Annotated in this window: 15 protein-coding genes; 6 read left to right on the top strand and 9 right to left on the bottom strand. The window is 67.0% G+C overall.

Translation table 11 applies throughout. The features are described from left to right. Positions 1–45: 45 nt before the first annotated feature. From KHZ24_05390 to ftsE, 4 genes are all read right to left on the bottom strand, one after another. Positions 46–2,091 (bottom strand): VacB/RNase II family 3'-5' exoribonuclease, encoded by a 2,046-nt coding sequence (locus tag KHZ24_05390; protein ID MBS5450630.1) that lies wholly within the window; start codon positions 2,089–2,091, stop codon positions 46–48. Further along, complete coding sequence (locus KHZ24_05395) at positions 2,088–4,286, bottom strand: PDZ domain-containing protein (GenBank protein ID MBS5450631.1); 2,199 nt, start codon at positions 4,284–4,286, stop codon at positions 2,088–2,090. The genes KHZ24_05390 and KHZ24_05395 overlap by 4 nt, the downstream gene beginning before the upstream one ends. Before the next feature lie 183 nt (positions 4,287–4,469). After that, positions 4,470–5,396, bottom strand: a complete 927-nt coding sequence (ftsX, locus tag KHZ24_05400) for a permease-like cell division protein FtsX (GenBank protein MBS5450632.1) — start codon at positions 5,394–5,396, stop codon at positions 4,470–4,472. Next, positions 5,383–6,303 carry a cell division ATP-binding protein FtsE gene (gene ftsE, locus KHZ24_05405; protein ID MBS5450633.1) on the bottom strand — a complete coding sequence of 307 codons (921 nt, stop codon included), beginning with the start codon at positions 6,301–6,303 and terminating at the stop codon, positions 5,383–5,385. Before ftsE ends, ftsX begins: the two co-directional genes overlap by 14 nt. A 189-nt stretch (positions 6,304–6,492) precedes the next feature. Here ftsE and recQ point away from each other — a divergent pair, with 189 nt between their 5' ends. The 3 genes from recQ to KHZ24_05420 all read left to right on the top strand — a co-directional run bounded on the left by recQ (position 6,493) and on the right by KHZ24_05420 (position 9,324). Beyond that, a complete protein-coding gene (gene recQ, locus KHZ24_05410; protein MBS5450634.1) occupies positions 6,493–8,457 on the top strand; it encodes a DNA helicase RecQ in 1,965 nt (654 codons plus the stop codon). A 167-nt stretch (positions 8,458–8,624) separates the two neighbouring features. Continuing rightward, the gene (locus tag KHZ24_05415) at positions 8,625–8,924 is read left to right on the top strand and encodes a type II toxin-antitoxin system RelB/DinJ family antitoxin (protein MBS5450635.1); all 300 of its coding nucleotides are present in this window, start codon (positions 8,625–8,627) and stop codon (positions 8,922–8,924) included. Continuing rightward, a complete protein-coding gene (locus KHZ24_05420) occupies positions 8,911–9,324 on the top strand; it encodes a type II toxin-antitoxin system VapC family toxin (protein MBS5450636.1) in 414 nt (137 codons plus the stop codon). The genes KHZ24_05415 and KHZ24_05420 overlap by 14 nt, the downstream gene beginning before the upstream one ends. A gap of 41 nt (positions 9,325–9,365) precedes the next feature. Here KHZ24_05420 and KHZ24_05425 read toward each other — a convergent pair whose 3' ends face one another. After that, positions 9,366–10,763 carry an MFS transporter gene (locus KHZ24_05425; GenBank protein MBS5450637.1) on the bottom strand — a complete coding sequence of 466 codons (1,398 nt, stop codon included), beginning with the start codon at positions 10,761–10,763 and terminating at the stop codon, positions 9,366–9,368. 202 nt (positions 10,764–10,965) lie between these two features. On the opposite strand from KHZ24_05425, the gene KHZ24_05430 reads away from it, so the two are divergent. The 3 genes from KHZ24_05430 (at position 10,966) to KHZ24_05440 (ending at position 14,310) form a co-directional block, all read left to right on the top strand. Next, on the top strand, positions 10,966–11,931 hold the full coding sequence (locus tag KHZ24_05430; GenBank protein MBS5450638.1) for a zinc dependent phospholipase C family protein: 966 nt from the start codon (positions 10,966–10,968) through the stop codon (positions 11,929–11,931). 108 nt (positions 11,932–12,039) lie between these two features. Next, on the top strand, positions 12,040–12,360 hold the full coding sequence (locus KHZ24_05435; GenBank protein ID MBS5450639.1) for a putative heavy metal-binding protein: 321 nt from the start codon (positions 12,040–12,042) through the stop codon (positions 12,358–12,360). 207 nt (positions 12,361–12,567) lie between these two features. After that, a complete protein-coding gene (locus tag KHZ24_05440; protein ID MBS5450640.1) occupies positions 12,568–14,310 on the top strand; it encodes a carbon starvation protein A in 1,743 nt (580 codons plus the stop codon). A gap of 598 nt (positions 14,311–14,908) precedes the next feature. On the opposite strand, the gene KHZ24_05445 is transcribed toward KHZ24_05440, so the two are convergent. Genes KHZ24_05445 through KHZ24_05460 form a run of 4 tightly spaced genes read right to left on the bottom strand, consistent with a single transcriptional unit; the run spans position 14,909 to position 19,834 of the window. Further along, positions 14,909–15,586, bottom strand: coding sequence for a molecular chaperone TorD family protein (locus tag KHZ24_05445; GenBank protein MBS5450641.1), 678 nt, complete (start codon positions 15,584–15,586; stop codon positions 14,909–14,911). A gap of 12 nt (positions 15,587–15,598) precedes the next feature. Continuing rightward, the gene (nrfD, locus tag KHZ24_05450; GenBank protein ID MBS5450642.1) at positions 15,599–16,738 is read right to left on the bottom strand and encodes a polysulfide reductase NrfD; all 1,140 of its coding nucleotides are present in this window, start codon (positions 16,736–16,738) and stop codon (positions 15,599–15,601) included. 45 nt (positions 16,739–16,783) lie between these two features. Then, complete coding sequence (locus KHZ24_05455; GenBank protein ID MBS5450643.1) at positions 16,784–17,398, bottom strand: 4Fe-4S dicluster domain-containing protein; 615 nt, start codon at positions 17,396–17,398, stop codon at positions 16,784–16,786. Between the two features lie 9 nt (positions 17,399–17,407). Then, complete coding sequence (locus tag KHZ24_05460) at positions 17,408–19,834, bottom strand: molybdopterin-dependent oxidoreductase (GenBank protein MBS5450644.1); 2,427 nt, start codon at positions 19,832–19,834, stop codon at positions 17,408–17,410. Positions 19,835–19,887 lie beyond the last annotated feature (53 nt).

Genomic DNA, 19,887 nt, shown 5'->3' on the forward strand with positions numbered 1-19,887 from the left:
AAGCAAACGTTTCAGATCAGGTATTTGTACCCCAACGAAGCGCCGCTAGAGGGCTCGGTCGTCGGGCAGCGCAAAATCGATGCGCCCGTGCATGGGATCGGTGTCGGCCACGACGACGTCAACGCGCCTCCCCACCTGCCAGACATCACCCGTGTCGGCGCTCACGAGCGTGCGCGTCGCGTCGTCGAAGTCGTGCCAACCGCCATGCTCGGCCAGCTCGCGCACGTGCAGTAAGCCCTCGGCACCCGTGTCGTCGAGCCGCACGAACGCGCCGTAGGGCGCCACGCTCACGACGACGCCCGCGAAGTCCTGCCCGATGAAGCCGCCCAGATACTCGGCCATCTTGCAGGCCTGGCTCTCGGCGGCCGCCTCGGCAGCCACGCGTTCCATCCGCGAGGAGTGGCGGCAGACCGTGGGCATGGCGTCGATGAGCTCGCGGCGCCACATGCCGCGCATCTTGCCGCTGAGCTGGGCTTTGAGGCTGCGGTGCACGACGAGGTCCGGGTAGCGGCGGATGGGGCTCGTGAAGTGGCAGTACGCTGGCGCGCCCAAGCCGAAGTGCCCCTCGTTGCGTGGCTCGTAGGACGCCTTGCGCATGGCGCGCAGCATGAGGCCGCTCACGACGAGCTCTTCAGGCTCGCCCGCCACGCCGTCGAGCACGGCCTGCAGCGCGTAGGGATCGCCCTGCATGACACCGAGGCGGCGCTCAGAGGGAAGACTGCCAAGCTGGTCGAGCGGGGCAATAAGGCCGGCAAGCGCGTCGGCGGCCGGCGGCTCGTGCACGCGAAACGCCGCTGGGGCGCTCGCGGCGTCAAGGTACCGGGCGACTGCCTCGTTGGCGGCGAGCATGGCCTCCTCGACAAGCTGCGTGGCTGCCGTCCTGCGGCGCACGCGCACGCCGACGGGCCGGTGCTCGTCGTCGAGTGCGACCTTGGACTCCGTCGTCACGAACTCGATGGCTCCCCGCTCCCGGCGCAGCTGCTGGCGCAGGCGGCTCACGCGGTCGAGCCCTGCGAAGAAACTCAGCAGGTCGCGACCCTCCACGCTGAGGCCGCCGGGCACGTGGCCCTCGAGCAGGGCGTCGACCTCGTCGTAGGACAGGCGGGTGCGCGATCGAATGGCCGAGGGGTAGATGTCGCTGCCCGTGACGCGGCCCCGGGCGTCGAGCGCGAGGTCGACCGTCATGGCAAGGCGGTCTTCGCCGGGACGCAGCGAGCACAGGTCGGTGCTCAGGCGCTCGGGCAGCATCGGCAGCATGCGGTCGACGAGGTAGACGCTCGTGGCGCGCTCTCGGGCGGCGAGGTCGATGGGCGAGCCCCAGCCCACGTAGTGCGAGACGTCGGCAATGTGGACGCCGAGCAGCCACCCGCCGCCCGGCAGCTCGTCGAGGGAGACGGCATCGTCGAAGTCGCGCGCGTCGGCGGGATCAACCGTCACGAGGAAGCGATCGCGGATGTCACGGCGGCGTCCGTCGGCGGCAAGCTCGGCGGCGACGTCGAGCGTCAGGGCGTCGGCGGCCTCCAGGACAGCCGACGAGAACTCCGTGGCCAGCCCATGCGAGGCGATGACGGACTCCACGGGCACGTCCTCGCCGTCGGCCTGTCCGATGCGGCGCTCGACCGTAGCAACGCCGGCCTCGCGGCGCGTGGGATAAGCCACGATGCGAGCCGTGACGACGTCCCCAGGCTCGACGCCGAGCTCGCCGGGCGTGCGGTCGCCCGCGTCGAGCACGAAGTCGTGCATGAGGCGATCGTCGAGCGGCACAAGAACACGCAGGGGGCCGTCTTCCTGGTAGACGCCCGCAAACGTCGTCGTTGCGCGCTCTATGACAGCGACGACGGCACCGAGCGGCAGGCCCGATGCCGAACGCGTGGAACCCTCCCGCGCGCCCAGGTGGCGGATCTGCACCGTGTCGCCAGCCATGGCCTCGGCGATGCGGTGGGACGGGATGGCGAACGTGCCCTCGGCCGTGTCGACCTGGCCAGCGCCGCGCGCGTTCACGCGAAGGACGCCGCCGAGGAAGGCGCGGGACTTGGGACGCGTCGAGGGGCGGTGTGACCTGCCGCCGCGACGGGCGCGAGCTGCGCTCACGAGCGGGTCCCGTCAAGAGCGAGCGTGCGGGTGGGGGCGCCGGCTTCCGAGGCGGGGGCAACTTGGGCGTCGAGGGCGACGCCCTCATCCGGATCGGCTGGGACCGCATCGGGGGCGTTTGCCTCGGCGGCGCCCGCATTGGGGGCGTCTACCGCAGCGGGATCAGCAGCAGGCGTATTCTCCGCGGCAGCCGCCGTCGCATCGGTCGCAACCGAGCCCTCCGCCGTCGCGTCCGAGTCGGCGTCCGCCTGCGCAGCCCCGCTTCCGGAAATGCTTGCGACGCGAGCTGCGATGGCCTCCTCGCGGGCGCTCTCCAGCGCCGTGCGCGCCTGCTCGAACGCCTCCTGCTGGGGGCCGGGCGCGTTCGACAGCCCTTCGATAGCGACAGAGCCGCCCTGCTGCCAGCTGAGCGCCGCCCCGACGGCAGCCGTGAGCTGTGGGTCAGCCTGCCCCTGGGCACTTGCGGCGAGACGCTCCTCCGTGCGGCTCGCCGGCGCGACGAGCAGGTCGGGCGCGATCCCCTCGTGCTGGATGGCGTTGCCGTCCGGCGTCTCGTACGTCGCCGTCGTATACGACAGCGCCCCGCCAAACGACAACGTGCGCAGCGTCTGAGAGCTTCCCTTGCCATGCGTCAGCTCACCGGCGATGAGCGCGCGCTGATGATCCTGTAAGGCGCCGGCAAGCAGCTCAGCCGCGCTTGCCGTGTTGTTGGAGACGAGCACGACGAGCGGGGCGTCCGTCACGTAGAGGCCCGGCGTGACCTCGAGGCGCTCCACCCCGTCGCGCGTCGCGGCCGTGGCAATCGTGCCCCCCTCCATGAACAGCGAGGCAACGTGGATGAACTCGGACAGCTCCCCGCCGGGGTTGTCGCGCAGGTCGAGCACGAACGACGTGGCGCCCCCTTGCACGAGGTCGTCGATGGCAGACGCAAGACGATCCGCCGCTCCCGGCGCAAAGCGCAGCAGCGTGAGGATGCCCGTCGTGCCGTCCAGGCGCGACGCCACAATCGGGGCCCCGTCATCGACGAGCGACATCGTCGCCGTCGTCTCCTCAGCGCCCTCGTCGGCGCCGGCAGGCTCCTGCGCCGCCTGGGAGTCCGGCCCGATCCAGGTCAGCTCGACCTGTGCGCCCACCTCCCCTGCCAGAGCGTCCGTCAGCTCGGCCGAGCTCCACGAGCGGCGCTCGCCGTTCACCGCGACGATAGTGTCCCCGGGCGTGAGCCCCGCCTCGTCCGCCGGCGAGCCCTCGCCCACCAGCGCCACGACGGCACCGTCCCGCCCGTCGATGAAGCTCGCGCCGACGCCGACGCTCACGCCGGCCGCCAGGCGCTGGTAGCGCTCGTATTCTTCCTGCGTAAGGTACGCGGCGTCCATATCTCCTGCCGACGTCAGCACGCCCGTGATCGCGCCCGCCGTCACCTCGTCGAGCGAGGGGGCATCTAGCGCGTACGCCACGACGTCAGCGGCCGCGGCAGAGACACGGCGCGATAGCGAGCCGTCGTAGCCGTCCGTCAGCTCGACAGTCTGCGCCTCGGGCAGCGGACGGTTGGCCGCAACGCTGGGAAACACCGCGTCAACGACCTGGTCGCCAAAGCGCGTCCCCAACGCGAAACCCCCGCCGACAAGCACGACAGCTCCGAGCGCCAGCCCGATGCCCCACAGGGCGCGGCGCAGGCCGGCATGGTCGGACGGCGGCACGAACCGGGCTCCCCCGGAAGAGCGCGCCGCTTTTCCGCCACGATCGGCAGGCCCCTCCGCCTTGGCGCCTCTCGAAAAGAGATTACGACAGGCACGCGCAACCGCATTGCCAGCAGCGCGTCGGGAAAGCGACCCCGTAGCCTCTGCAGAGAAGCCCTCTCCGACCGGGGGAAACGCATCGGTCTTCTCGGCGCGCCCCGCAGGCGGAACATCTACCAACTCGCCAGCGCCCGCCGTTTCGTCGGGAGAGGCAGAGCCGTGGCGGCTCGGACGGAACACAAGCACACCTGGGACGGGAGCGTCATCGTCAGCGGCGGCGTCTTCTTCGCCGGCTCTCACGGGCATGAACGCGTCCGTGTCTTCGACGTCCGCACCCCGGTCGCCGGCCGTCGGCAGCACGCCCGTCGCGCCCGCGTCGCCCGGAATCGGTTCCTCGGCAGAGCGCACGTCGCCCACGATCGGCAGCTCGCCCGTAGTGTCGGCACCCCCGCCAACCACGGGCAACTCGCTCGTGGTGCCTGCGCCATTCTGCTGTTCGCTTGCACTGTCATCTCGCCCGGAACGCGAGGACGGCTCGCCGCCCTCCCCGGAGCGACCCGCCGAAGCGGATCGACCGAGAAGGTCGTCGAGCCGTCCATGGATTCCGTGCAAGCCGGAGTCCCTGCCCACGAAAGCGCCCCGTTAGACCCTGAGGTAGCGGCGCATAGCGAGCGTGGATCCGAGCAGACCGATGAGCAGGCCGAGCACGAGCAGGATGGCGTAGACGCCGTAGTACGCGAGCTCGGGCACCGACAGGTTCAGGAACGACAGGCTGCTCGTGAACGTCGGGATGAGGAACACCTTGATGCACACGAGCGCGACCAGGGCGAGCAGGTAGCCGATGAGGGCCTGCAGCACACCCTCCATGAGGAACGGCCCGCGAATGAAGCTGTTCGACGCGCCCACGAGACGCATGATGCCGATCTCGGCCTGGCGCGCCATGATGGACAGGCGAATCGTGTTGTTGATGAACACGAACGCCACGAAGATGAGCAGCACGACGAGGGCGAGCATGACGATGCGGATGATGTTCGTGACCGTGAGCAGGCGATCGACCGTCTCGGCGCCGTAGAGCACGGAGGCCGAGGGCGTGTCGGGCGAGTCGCACACCGTCAGGAACGTCGGGTCGGACATGATGCGCTGGGCGACCTGCTCGGCCTGATCGGCGTCGGTCAGCTTGACGACGAGCGAGGCAGGGATGGGGTTGCGCCCGTCGAGCGCCGCGACGGCGTCCTCGGCGTTGGCGGCCACCATCGTGCTGCGGTAGTCCTCGAGCGCTTCTTCCTTCGTCTTGTACGTGACGTCGGCGACGCCCTCCCAGGTCTTCATGCTGTCCTGGAGCTGCGTGACAACGGTCTGGTCGGCCTCGTCAGCCAGGAAGGCCTGGATGGTGATGCGCGCCTCGACGTCGCCCACCATGTTGTTCACCATGAGGCTGCCAATCGTAAACAGGCCGATGATGAACAGCGACAGGAAGATGGTCACGACAGCGCCGAGGCTCGTGGACCAGTTGCGGGCAAAGTGGCTGCCCGCCTCCTTGACGGAATAGCCAAGCTTAAAGGGCACCATAGTAGCCATACCCTCCGTTCTGCTCGTCACGGACGATATGGCCGCTCTCCAGAGCGATGACGCGACGGCGCATCGAGTCGACCATCTCGCGGTCGTGCGTCGCCACGAGCACGGTCGTGCCCGTGCGGTTAATGCGCTCGAGAAGCTTCATGATGCCCAGAGAAATGGCCGGGTCGAGGTTGCCCGTAGGCTCGTCGCACACGAGCAGCGGCGGGCGGTTCACCATGGCGCGCGCCACAGAGACGCGCTGCTGCTCGCCGCCGGAAAGCTGGTCGGGCAGCTTGTCCATCTTCTCCTCGAGGCCGACGAGGCGCAGCACCTCGGGCACCTGGACCTTGATGACGTTCTTGGACTTGCCGATGCACTCGAGCGCGAAGGCCACGTTCTCATAGGCCGTGCGCTTGGGCAGCAGCTTGTAGTCCTGGAAGACGCAGCCGATCTGACGGCGCAGGAACGGCACCTTGCGGTCGCGCAGGCGAGAGAGGTCCTGGCCAGCGACGTAGATGTTGCCGCTCGTAGGCTTAATAGAGCGGATGATCGTCTTGATGAACGTAGACTTGCCCGAGCCGGAGTGTCCGACGAGGAAGCAGAAGTCGCCCGGCATGATGTCGACGGACACGTCGTCGAGCGCGGGCTTGTCGGGCTGGGCGGGATAGACGACCGAGAGGTGGCGCATGGCGACGGTTGGCGGCACGTTGCCCATGGCGGCGGCGCGCTGGCGCTGCACCGGGCGCTGCTGGCCCGTCGCACCGGCCATCTGCTGCCCCTGGGGCGCGTTGCCCTGGAAGTGTTGCGGCACTGAGGGACTCCAATCAAGAGCGCAGGCACGGGGATTGACTGTAGTGCGTTGGCACCTGCTGGCCATGACCCCGCCTAACGCACCGAGGCACATCTGGTCGAGAGACATGGCTGAACGCTAGTGTAGCAAACGCTTCCCTGTGCGGCATGAAGAAGGTGTGCGAGGCACCTGAGAGACCCCTGAAAGAGCGGCCTTCGAGGCACTGGCAGCCGGCGGAGCGCGCCGCTCGTCCTCATTTCGGTCATGGCCCCGGGGTACCCTTAGCGTCAGACTCGATGTCACTCGAAGGAGCCGCCGATGCCCGACGCCACCGATACGATCTGCGACCCGACGCTGCTCGACCGCGCCCGGCGCGTGCTGGGCGAGCGCTTCGGGTACGCGGACTTCCGCCCGGCGCAGGGCACGCTCGTGCAGCGCGTGCTCGCCGGCGGAGACGTGCTCGGCGTCATGCCCACCGGCGCGGGCAAGTCGCTCGTCTACCAGGTGCCGGCCCTGGTGCTCGGCGGCACGACCGTCGTCATCTCCCCGCTCATCTCGCTGATGAACGACCAGGTGCAGGCCCTGGAGCAGGCCGGCGTCGCCGCCGCGTGCATCACGAGCGCCCTTTCGGCCGAGCAGCGCTCCGAGACGTTCGCGCGCGCCCGCTCCGGGCATCTGTCCCTGCTGTACGTGGCGCCCGAGCGCCTGGAGGACCCCGGCTTTCTCGAGCTCGCCACGCACCTGCGCATCCCGCTGCTCGCCGTCGACGAGGCGCACTGCGTCTCGCAGTGGGGCCAGGACTTCCGCCCGAGCTACCTGGGCATCGCCCGCTTCGTCGAGCGCCTCGTCGCCGATGGCGCACAGCGACCGCAGGTGTGCGCGCTGACGGCCACGGCCACTGCAGCCGTGCGCGCCGACATCGCCGTCGGACTCGAGCTGCGCGACCCCTTCGTCATGGTGTCCGGCTTCGACCGGCCCAACCTGTACTTCGGCGTCGAGCGCCCCGAGCCGCGCGACAAAAAAGCCTGCCTGCTACGCCTCGTACGCGCCCATGCCAACCAGAGCGGCATCGTGTACTGCTCGACACGCAAGAACGTCGAGGAGGTCTGCGAGCTGCTGCGCGACAAGGGCGTGCCCGCGACGCGCTACCACGCCGGGCTTTCGGCTGAGGAGCGCGCCGCAAACCAGGAGGACTTCGTGTTCGACCGTGCCCCCGTCATGGTGGCGACAAACGCGTTTGGCATGGGTATCGACAAGAGCAACGTCAGCTTCGTCATCCACTACAACATGCCCGGCGACCTCGAGAGCTACTACCAGGAGGCCGGGCGCGCCGGGCGCGACGGCTCGCCGGCAGACTGCCTGCTCATCTACAACAAGGGAGACGTGCAGACGCGACAGTTCCTCATCGAAAAGTCCTATGAGGACAACGTCGCGAGCGGCGCTGATCCCGAGCTGGCCCAGCGCACGCGCGCCGCCGACGAGGAGCGTCTGCGCAAGATGACGCTGTACTGCACGACGACGGACTGCCTGCGCTCGACGATCCTGCGATACTTCGGCGAGAACGACGCGCCATTTCGCTGCGAGCACTGTTCGAACTGCTCGACGAACTTCGAGGCGCAGGACGTCACCGTCGAAGCCCAGAAAATCATCTCGTGCGTGCTGCGCCTCCGCCAGCGCGGCCGGTCCATGGGCAAGGCCATGATCGCAAACATCCTGCGCGGCTCGAAGGAGCAGGCCGTGCTCAACCAGCACTTCGACGAGCTCTCGACCTACGGCATCATGGCCGACGTCGCGACGAAGCGCATCCGCTACGTGCTCGACGCCCTTGTAGACGCCGGGCTGCTCGCCGTGAGCGGGGGACAGTACCCCGTCGTGAGCGCAACGCCCGAGACCCTGGCGTTCCTGCGAGAAAAGCGGGCGTTCGCTATCAACGTGCCCAAGCGTCTCCCCAGAGTGGAGGCCAAGGCCAGCGGCAGTGCTTCGGGGACGTACGGCGCGGGCGGAGCTGACCGGGCGCACGGCGGCAAAGCAAGCGTCGCCGACCTGGACGAGGCCGATCTCGAGCTGTTCGAGCGCCTGCGCGCGCTACGCGGACGGATTGCCGGCGAGGCCGGCATCCCCGCATACCTGGTGTTCTCCAACGCGACGCTCGCCGACATGGCGCGCAAGCGGCCGACAACCGACGACGAGATGCTCGAGGTGTCCGGCGTCGGCGCGGCCAAGGCCGCTCGCTACGGAGCAGCGTTCCTCGCATGCGTCAACGGCGAGGACGCGGAGGATTAGGGCTGCCGAGACGAGCAGGGCCCCCGTGGCTGCAGGCATACGGCAGTGAAAGGCAGATGGAGCAGACAATGCTTCCGTCATCGCATCGCGCGCACGTGTTAAATTCGAGCGGCGAAAAAGGCCGATAGGGCCGCCCAGCACTGGAACGATGGATCGGACGGACGTGCATGGCAAAGGACGCGATACTGCAGGTGCGCATTGACGCGGACCTGAAAAAGCAGGCGGAAGACCTCTATAAGAGCATGGGTATCTCGCTGTCAGAGGCAGTGCGCATGTTCGTGGCTCAGAGCATCGTCGAGAACCAGATGCCGTTTCGCCCCCGATCAACCATGAAGCGCAGCTCCTGCAAGGCGTACGGCGCGCTGCGTCTCTACATGAACCCGGGCCTGCGCGGCCAGGAGCGCGACGCGTGGGTGCGGTCGCTGTCCGCCAAGGAAGCAAAGAGGTATGGCAATGACAATCGTTGATGAGACGCTGCTGCTGCGCTACCTGCTCGACGACGACCGTCACCTCTCCAAAAAGGCGCGCGACATCGTAGCCCAGGGAGACGCGTTCACGTTCCCCGAGATCCTCGCCCGGACGATCGTGACGCTGCGCGACGTGTACCAGGTGCCGCGCTCCGTCATCAGCGCCGCCATAACGAGCCTGCTCGAGGACATCACCGTCGAGGAGGAGGACGTCGTCCGCCTGGCGTCGCGCCTGTTCGGCACGTCGAAGCTCGACTACACCGACTGCCTCATGGTTGCGCGCAACGTCATCAACGGCGACGAGGTCATCTCGTTCGACAAGCCGCTCATGCGCCAGGTCATCGCCGCTGAGTCGCGCCTGCGCCCCGACGCCAACGGCCCCGTTCCCCGCGCCCAGTAACGCCGCGGCAGCTCTCGGAGCCCGGCCGCCCTGCAAAAGGCCTAGCGCGCGCCGGGCTTGCCGGCGGCGGGGCGCGGCATGCGCAGCAGGAAGACAAGTCCGATGCCTAGTATGATGGCGATGGAGAGCACGCCAATGCTTGCGTTGCCGGTGATCTGCGTGAACACCGAGACGAGCAGCGTGCCCATCACGCTGGCATACCGGCCGAACACGTCGAAGAAGCCGTAGAACTCATTGGCGTTCTCCTTGGGGATGAGCTTGCCGAAGTAGCTGCGCGACAGCGCCTGAATACCGCCTTGGAACAGGCCGACGGCGATGGCCAGCACCCAGAATTCCGCTGCCGTCTTGAGGAAGAACGCCGCAAAGAACACGATGCACAGGTAGGCCACGACGGCGATGACGATCATGCGCCACGTGCCAAAGCGCCCCGCAAGCCTGCCATAGGCAATGGCGCTGGGGAACGCCACGAACTGCGTCACGAGCAGCGCCAGAACGAGCTGTGTGCTGTCGATGCCGAGTTGCGTGCCGTACGACGTGCTCATCGCGATGACCGTGTGCACGCCATCGATATAGAAGAAGAACGCCACCATGAAGTAGAGCAGCGTCTTGTCGCGCGCGATCTTGCGCATCGTCGCAGCCAGGCCCCTGAACGTCGCCGCGACGGCTGCGCCGGCACCCGTGCGTTCCCCCTCGCCCTTCACCTTGAAGTGCACCTGCTTGTAGCTCTTGACCAGCGGGATCGTGAACGCCAGCCACCACGCCGCCGTGATGATGAACGAAATGCGCGTCGCCAGCGCCGTGGGGATGCCGATAGCCGGGCCGCCGAATATGACGGCGAGGCACACGAGGAACGGAATCGTCGAGCCCACATAGCCCCAGGCATAGCCCGACGAAGACACCTTGTCCATGCGCTCGTCAGTCGTGACGTCGACGAGCATGGCGTCATAGAACGTCATGGACGAGTTGAGACCGATCGTCGCCAGCACGTACACAAAGAGGAAGGCGAGCCAACCCAGCGGCATGGCCATGCCGGCACAGCACACGAGGCCCGTCAGGAAGAAGCCGAGGAAGAACTTGATCTTCTTGCCCTGGAAGTCCGCAAGCGAGCCCAGGATCGGCATGAGGATGGCCACGACGAGCGAGGCGATCGTCTGCGCGTAGCCAAACGACGTCACGACGTTCGAGTGGCCGGCCGCCTCGAGCAGGCCGTTGAGATAGATGGGCACGACGGCTGTGGACAGCAGCACGAACGCCGAGTTGGCGACGTCGTAGAGCACCCAGTTGCGCTCGAGCGTCGTGAGGCCGCCGAGATGCGTGCGCGGCGCCGCAGGTTTGGTCGATCGGTCGGACACGGGATTCTCCCCTCGGGTGGCGCGGGACAAACGGTGGCGCAGCGGTAAATGCGCGCGATGTCCGCGGGCGGAGCGCAGCGCACCCATCATGCCTATGGTATCCGTTTGCCAACCACTGCGCTACAACAGAGGCGCTAATGGGGAGCGATGCTTGCCGAGAGCTTGCGGAGTGCTTGCAGAGCGAGGCGCACGGGACGTCAGGAAAAGCACGGCTGTGGGTAGGATAGGAAAGCTCAGCTTGCCCCGCGCGCATTCGGCGCAGCGGGCCCGTCAGCGAAACGAGGCACCTATGCCCGCACTCATCACGCACCGCCTGTTCGGCGAGGAGGCGCTGCCCGCGCTTCCCGAGCACCTGCGCGCCACTGCATCGCAGCGCACAGCATTCCTGCTGGGCAACCAAGGGCCCGACCCGTTCTTCTTCGCCGTCACGACACCGCGCGGCTCCGTCGTGCGCGAGATGGGCCACCGCATGCACAACGAGCGCATGGCCGCGTGCTTCGACACTCTGCGCGCCGGCGTGTCACGCCTGCCCATGGGCGCGCGCGACACAGGGCTCGCGTTCGTGTGCGGCCTGCTCGGCCACTACGCGCTCGACCGCACGGCACACCCCTACGTATACGCTCACGAGTTCGCCCTGTGCGACGACAGCCCCGAGCTGCACGACGCCTACCACGAGGTGCACGCCCTCATCGAGAGCGACATCGACGCCGGCATGCTGCACGCGCTGCGCGGGACCACGACAGCGCAGGTCGCTCCCGTCAGCGCCATCGAGGGCGACGTCGAGGCCGAGCGGGCCGGCGGCGCGCTGCTCGCCGACTGCGCGCTGAGCGTGTTCAGCCTGCCGCTGCGACCAGGCGACTACGCGGGAGGCCTGGCCGACATGCGTCTGTGCTACCGGACGATCGAGCCGGCGGGGTCGCTGCGCTCGCGCGGCATCGGCACGCTTGAGCGCCGCGCCCGGCCGCACTCGCAGATGGAGGCGCTGGCGCACCGCAGCGACCTCGACGAGACGTGCGCCTCGATGAACCCCGGACACCGGCCATGGACCAACCCGTTCCTGCCCGCCGACGACCCCGCCGCGACGAACACGGACAGCTTCCGCGACCGCTTCGACACCGCCCAGAGGCTGTACCGCCTGCTGCTGAGCGGCCTGCTCGACGGCACGCCCGCCTGCGAGCTCACACGCGGCATCAACTACGAGGGCCAGCAGCTCGGGCCCGACGAGACGGCCGTTGCGTTCGGGCGTCCGCTGTAGCAGAGCCGCGCTTTAAGCAAGCTGCCAAGAATCTGAGAGCCCGCACGGCGCCGTCTATACTAAATAGTGGGCGCTGCCCGCGTCCCTCCCCCACCGAAAGGAACTCCCATGGTTGTCACCACCACCGCAAGCGTCGAAGGCCACCGCATCGTCCGCTACGAGGGCATCGTGTTCGGCGAGGTCATCACCGGCGTCAATATGTTCCGCGACATGTTCGCCGGCGTGCGCAACCTCGTCGGCGGCCGCTCGGCAGGCTACGAGAAGGAGCTGTCCGATGCCCGCGAAGAGGCGCTCGCCGAGATGCAGAACCGCGCGGCGGATCGCGGCGCCAACGCCGTCGTGGGCGTCGACATCGACTACGAGGTGCTCGGTACGGACAACGGCATGCTCATGGTCACGGCGTCGGGAACGGCCGTCGTCATCGACTAGCAGGCAAATTGCCGCTGGCCCACGTCCTGCAGGTATCCCACGCGACCTTTCTGTTGGGCTCTCCGCCACCTACCTTAATCTTTGAAAAAAGAGGGGGCATCCGGAAGGAAAAAACTTCCGGATGCCCCTGCGCATATGGAGCTCTGCGTGCTAGAGTTTTCCGCCAACGTTCCACAGGCTTCTCAAGAAAGAAGGTCGATCAGCTCCATGAATGGCTTGACACTGCTCATCATCGCCGTCGTCGTGCTCGCCGCCGGCTATCTTCTGTACGGCCGGTGGCTGCAGAAGACATGGGGCATCGACCCCAAGGCGCTCACGCCCGCCAAGCAGTTTGAGGATGGCAAGGACTATGCGCCCTCCGACCGCCTGTCCGTGTTCGCGCACCAGTTCTCGTCCATCTGCGGCGCCGGCCCTGTGACCGGCCCCATCATCGCCTGCGTGTTCGGCTGGTTGCCCGCGTTCCTGTGGATCCTCGTCGGCGGCATCTTCTTCGGCGCCGTGCAGGACTTCACCGCGCTGTACGCCTCGGTGCGCAACCAGGGCAAGTCGATGGGCCTGCTCATCGAGAAGTACATCGGCCGCTACGGCCGCCGTCTGTTCCTGCTGTTCTGCTGGCTGTTCACGATGCTCGTCGTCGCCGCGTTCACGGACATGGTGGCCGGCACGTTCGTCTCCAAGGCCGGCGACGACGCCACGACATACGCCAACGGCGCCACGGCCACGATCAACATCGCGTTCATCGTCGCGGCCGTCATCATGGGCATCGCCTGCGCGCGTCTGCAGCTGCGTGGCATCGTGAAGTTCCTCGTCGCCATGGTGCTGTTCGTCGCGTCGTTTGCCGTGGGCATGGTGTTCCCCATCGAGACGCCGAACAAGATCACGTGGGACATCGCCATCATGGTGTACCTGTTCTTCGCGTCGTGCGTGCCCATGACCTACCTCAAGCAGCCGCGTGACTACCTGTGCTTCATCGTGCTGATCGGCATGATCGTGTTCGCGTTCGTCGGCGTCGTCGTGTACAACCCGACGCTGCAGCTCAACATGTTCAACGGCTTCGTGCTCGGCGAGGGCTCGAGCGCCAAGATGCTGTTCCCCGTGCTGTTCGTCACCATTGCGTGCGGCGCCGTGTCGGGCTTCCACAGCCTCGTGAGCACGGGCACGTCGTCGAAGACCATCGCCAACGAGCGCGACATGCTGCCCGTGGGTTACGGCTCCATGGTGCTCGAGTGCGTCGTGGCCACGCTGGCGCTCATCTGCGTCGCGGCCGTTGCCACCGCCGGCGGCGACTACTCGGAGGTCGGCACAGGCACGCCGTTCAGCGTGTTCTCCACGTCCGTCGCGTCGTTCATGGAGCAGCTCGGCCTGCCCGTCGTGTTCTCGCAGGTCTTCATGACGATGGCCGTGTCGACGCTCGCCCTGTCCTCGCTGGACGCCGTGGCCCGCATCGGCGCCATGAGCTTCCAGGAGCTGTTCCTCGGCGAGAAGGCCGACGGCTCCGACGTCAACCCCGTGCGCCGCTTCCTGGGCAGCCGCTGGGTCGCCACGCTGCTCGTGCTTGTGCCGGGCTTCCTGCTGGCCCTGGGCGGCTACAACAACATCTGGGCGCTGTTCGGCTCCGCTAACCAGCTGCTTGCCGCCATGGTGCTCATCGCGCTGTCCGTGTTCCTCAAGGCCACGGGCCGCAAGGGCCTCATGCTCGTCATCCCGGCGTGCTTCATGCTCGTCGTCGTGTTCGTGTCGCTCGTGAGCATCCTCATCGGCATCGTGCCGACGATCGGGACGGCGGACTTCAGCTTCCTCAAGCAGGGGCTGCAGCTCATCTTTGGCGTGCTTCTGCTCGTGCTCGGCGTCATCATCGCCGTGAGCTGCTTCAAGAAGCGCGCTGAGACCGCGTTCGGCTCCGAGAAGGAGGAGCCGCTGAGCACCGCCACCGAGCGCCCGCTCGCGTAAAAGCGCTGCAGGATTCCAAGGGCATTCCCCAAGCCCCCGCCACCCGCGCCTGCTGGGTGGCGGGGGCTTTTTGTGCCGCGCTTGACCAGGCGCAGGTGCGGACTCGGCTGTCCCAAGCCACGCGCGGGGCCGGCGCTGGGGATAGCCGCCTTTCTGGTGGCCTTGATTTTCGGTTCTGCTAGGTTTTGCAAAAAGAGGCACCGAAACTGGCCCCAATTTACGGCTCTGCAAGGTTTGCGGACCCGGATGTGCCGTGCATGCGCAGGACGCCCAGAGAAACCCGCAGGTAGGGAGGTTGCGGGCTCCACGATCCCCTCGCCACGCACGCGAAAGAGCCGCGCAAACCTAGCACAACCGCAATCCGCGCCCATTTCCAGCCCCGGGTTTTGCAAAACCTCGCACAACCGCAACAATTGACCTGGCCAGAGATCCGGAGGCTCAGGGTCCCGAGGTTCAAGATCCCGAGAACCGGGAGGCCGGGGCCCGGCCCCGCGCCCGCGCGCGGCCCACATCCCAAATCAGAGCGCGCGGCCCAACCCCTGAGGAGCCTCCGCCCGGCAGGTAGCCTGCGCCCGCCGGGCAGCCCCCAAACGCCCCGTTACACCAGTAGCGAGCGATGCTTCTCTACAAGCGTCTGGGCAACGCGCACGAGCGGCGCATAATACCCATCGGGACGCTCCTGGCAAACCTGCTGCACAAACGCGCCGATCCATCCGAGGATGTGCCCGTCAAGCAGAACCCGAAGGCGTCCCGCAGCCCGCTCGGCACCCCGCGAATCGTCCTCTTCGAGGCAGCGAGCCATACGCTCGCTCAGCACTGACAGGTAGAGCAGCTCGACGCCCATGTGATCCTCAGCCTGTCGATTTGCCTGCGCCAGCACCAGCCCGTCCTCGCGCATGAGCTCGGCAAGGCACCGAGCCGGCAAGCCGAACGCCGGGCCCGCGCCCCCGGAGCGCGCCAGCGTCTCCCAAGGGTACACGTGGGGTCGCGGCGGCCCAACGAACAGCCAGGCGTGCTCGACGGAGCACTCCCGGACGAGCTCGGAGACGTCGTGCCCCGCATGGCGCTCGAGAAACGCGACCATCGCGTCCACAGCCTCGCTGACCTCGCGATCGTCAAGCGCGCGCAAGCGATCCCAAAGCTCGACATCCAGACCGTATGTACCCGTCTCGCTTATGGGACTCAGCAGCGAGTTGCCCAGAAACGCGTAGGCCTGGGCAAGCCTATTGCACGTCACGACATCCCTCGCACCCGCTGCTTGCAACACGACTGACATAGCGATCGCCCCCTAGCGCGCCTTGGGCAGCAGCCAGCGCGCCAGCAGTGTGAACGCCAGCACACCAAACGCCACGGCGCCAACGACAACGGCAAGCTCCACCCACGTCGGGGCATACGTCCCTACCGTGGCGAACACCGCCCACGCGTCGCCGCCCTGAGCCACCGTCGTTCCCAGCGACACGCCCGGCGCGCCAGAAAGGTTCGGATGCACGAACGACGTGAACAGCAGCCAAACGCGCTTGCAGAACACGCCACAGACGATGAGCACGCTCGACAGAGCAACCAGCGCCGTGTTCTCGCGGCCGCGCTTGAACACGAGGATACAGAACGGGACCAGGATGCCCGCGATGACCTCGAACCAGAAGAACGGGGCCGTCTGCCCGCTCAGCATGACGGACAGGATGCGCTCGAAGCCCTCACCTCCGGGATAGCCCGTCGTCAGCAGCTCGCAGCCGATCATGTACGCATCGACAGCAAGGCACGTGACCATGAGACCGGCGAGCGAGGAGATGAGCGCCTTCTCCGTGTGGAACGCGCCGCGCCTCTCGAGGCCGAGCAACACGAGGATGAGCAGCGCCAGTCCCGAGTCCATGGCAGACACGACGAACAGCGGGCCCATGATGGCCGAGTGCCAGCCCTCGTGGCTGATTTGCAGGCCGAATATCCACGCCGTGACCGTGTGGACGAGGATGGCCACCGGCAGAGCGACGCGCGAGACGTACCTGACGTTGTCGCGTCTGGCGCGCGGAGCGCACATGAAGTACAGGTAGATGACATTGATCGTGAGGTAGCAAACGATGACGACCATGTCCCAGGCCAGCGGCGAGCGCACGTTGAGCCCCGTAAACATGCGCCACACGCGCTGGATGCCGCCGAGGTCGATGAGAACAAACGCCCCAGCCAGGCAGATACAGACCGTCGAGAGGATGACGGCGGGCAGCGCGACGCTCTTAAAGCGCTCGATGTGGAACACCGTTGCAGACGAGGCCACGATCAGGCCGCCAGCAGAGAGGCCCACGAAGAACATGAAGCAGACGATGTAGAGGCCCCACGAGGTGACGTTGGACATGCCCGTGACGGACAGGCCGTTCACCTGCTGGAACACCCACGCTCCAAACGCCATGAGCGTCAGGAGCGCGCAGACACCCATAAGCGTCTTGCTCCCCAGAGATGCGCGATTCATGAGCACCCATCCTTACATCAGGTAGTAGACGTGGGGGTTCGTCCCCATCTCGGGCAGAAGCTGCACGGCGTTGTTCGCCGCGAGCAGGCGAGACACCTCGCTGTCGGGATCGTCGAGGTCACCGAAAACGCGGGCGTGTCCCAGGCAGGTACTCACGCACATCGGCTGTTCGCCCCGGGCGGTGCGCTCCCGGCACAGCGTGCACTTCTCGGCAACGCCCTGCGGTCGAACGGGCACGTCGGAGCGCCCGTAGGCGAACTCGGGGTCATACGCCGGGTCAGACCAGTTGAACTGGCGCGCGTTGTACGGGCACGCCGCCATGCACATGCGGCACCCGATACAACGGTCATAGTCGATCTCGACGCGCCCCTCGTCATCAACGTAAGTGGCGCCCGTCGGGCACACCCGCTCACACGCAGGGTTCTCGCAGTGCTGGCAGGCGATGGGCGTATACGTCCTGCTGAGGTGTGGCCAGGAGCCAACGGCACCGTCGTAGCAATCCTCCGCCGTGCTCTCCACGCGGTTCCAGAACATGCCCTGCGGCACGCGGTTGCTGACCTTGCAGCTGATCATGCACGTCTGGCACCCGATGCACCGCTTGAGATCTATGACCATTCCAAGTCTCATGTCTTCCCCCTACGCCTTCTCGACCTGGACGAGCGTGTCGTTCAGCGCCATGTTCCCGCCGTAAATCAGGTGCGCCGCGCGCTCGTTCAGCGCGTCGTTGATGAGGTTGGGCATGCCCTGTCCGCCCGTCTCGCGCGTCCAGCAGCCGTCGTTGACGAGCAGCGAGCCGGGCCTGACCGCGCCGCTCACGCGGGCGACGCCCTCCATGGAGCCGCGATCGTTAAAGACGCGCACGCGATCACCGCTTGCAATGCCTCGCTGCGTCGCGTCATCGACGGAGACGTACACCAGGCCGGCAGGCTCGATCTGGTTGATCCACGTCGAGTTGGAGAACATTGAGTGGGCGCGATACCGCCCGTGCTTCTGGCCGAGCTGCAGCGGGTACTTCTCGGCGAGCGGGTTGTCGCGGTACGCCTCGACAGGCGGGATGTAGTGAGGCAGCTCCTGGTCCACCGCCACCATGGAGGCGTGGTACGGCTCAAGCCGGCCCGAGTCCGTCGCGAACTGGAGGTCGCGGTACTTGTCGTATACGTCGGTCGGCACGTCGAAGCGCATGATGGAGTCGTTCTCGACCAGCGTGTCGAGCGTGATGCCTGCCATAGCCTCGTCACCCTCAACCTGGGCAAAGCCCGCGCGCAGCTCCGCCTCCCGGCTCTCGGGCAGGTACTCGGCAAATCCGAGCAGCTCGCAGAGGTCGCGCTCGATCTCGTAGTCCGTCTTGGACTCGAACAGCGGCTCGATGACGGCGCGCTGCAGCAGCATGTGGTTCTTCGTGCCCGTGACGCCGCGGTACGGCTCGCGGCTCTCGAAGCAGCCCGTCCCCGGCAGGATGATGTCGGAGTAGCGCGCCGAGTCGTTGAAGTGCGGGTCGACGGTTACGACGAGGTCGAGCGTGTCCAGCCACTTCGTCGTGGTCGTCCAGTTGCCCATGGCCGTATAGAGGTTGTTGCCGATGCACACGACGACGTGCACGCTGTTCTCGACGCTCTTGTACAGCACGGGCTGAACGGTGTTGGGTGTCTCGGCAAACTGCCCGGGCAGTTGCCAGCCACCGATGCCGTGCGTCCAGCCGTGGCATGCCAGGTGCGTGTTGACGCAGCCGTACCCGCCACCAACGTTACCGAAGTTTCCCGTGAGAACCGGCAGGATGGATGCAGCGTGGCCCGCGATATCAGCGTTGGAGAACTTGTCGATGCCGCCGAACCCCGTCGCGAGGAAGGCCGGGCCGTCGCAGGCATACTGTCGTGCGAGCTCGCGGATGACGTCGGCGTCGATGTCGGTCTCCTCGGCCGCCCACGCAACGGTGTCTCCCTCGGCGAGCTCCTCCTTGAACCGCGAGAATACGGTCGCGCACCTCTTCCCGCCAACCGTGTACGTCCCCTCGAGGGCCGGGACGACCTTCTCGTCGTTGGCCGGGCGCGCAGACTTCGTGACCGTGTCCCACACAAGGAAGGGGTTCGACTCGGCGTCATCGCCCTCGGAGGGGGTCTTCTCCCTCAGCAGAGTTCCGTCGTCGGGATCGATGAGGAACGGGAACGTGCTGTGCTCGAGGATGAACTGCTCGTCGTAGTAGCCCTGCTCGATGATCTCGGCCGCCATGCCCAGGTAGAGGGCCGCGTCCGTACCGGGGCGGATGGAGTACCACGCGTCGCAGTGCTGGGCCGTCGGCGTGAACATGGGGTCGATGCAGACGAACTTCGTGCCCGCCTCCTTAGCCCGGAAGAAGATGTCTGCGTCCGTCATCTGCGTCTCGAGGAAGTTGTTGCCCACAAGCAGCACCAGGTTTGAGTTGGGCCAGTCCGTGATCTCGTGCATGTGCAGGCCGACCATACGCTCGCCCGTCGTGAGGTCCATGCCGTTGCCCTGGCCCATGTCGATGCCGTCGACCATGCCGGAGCAGGCGCCGAGAAAGGCGCGCAGCTTAGGCATGGGATACTCGACGGGAGAGCCGTACTCGAACAGGATGGAGCCAGGGCCATACTCCTCGTTTGCCCTGGAAAACGCGTCGACGATCGTCCGGTAGGCCTCGTCCCAGCTGATCTCCTCGAACTCGTCCGAGCCACGCGGCCCCACGCGTCGCAGCGGACGCTGGATGCGGTCGGGGCTGTACGTACGCTGGATCTCGCTGATGCCCTTGAGACAGCAGACGGAGTGGTCCGCCTCGGGCCCGCTCCACTTGTTTGGCTCGATGAGCACAAGGCGGCCGTCACGCACCGTGCACCTCATGGCGCAGCGGTTGCCGCAGTTCGCGGAGTGGTATGTACAGATGACCCGCTCCTGCGGGGCCTCGTCGGCCGATGCTTGCACCGGCGCCAGCCAGGCGCTCGCGTCAAAGACGGACAGGCCCGAACCGAACAGGCCGGCGCCCGCAACAACGCCCGCACCCTTCAGAAACGCGCGCCTCGACGGGCGCGCCAGGGTATCGCTCTCCCCCATCTCTCCTCCATACTCGCTCGTGTCGCGCGATGGGCAACCACGCCCCTGCATCC

This window comes from Coriobacteriia bacterium (genome assembly GCA_018368455.1).
In the GTDB taxonomy this organism is placed as follows: domain Bacteria; phylum Actinomycetota; class Coriobacteriia; order Coriobacteriales; family UMGS124; genus JAGZEG01.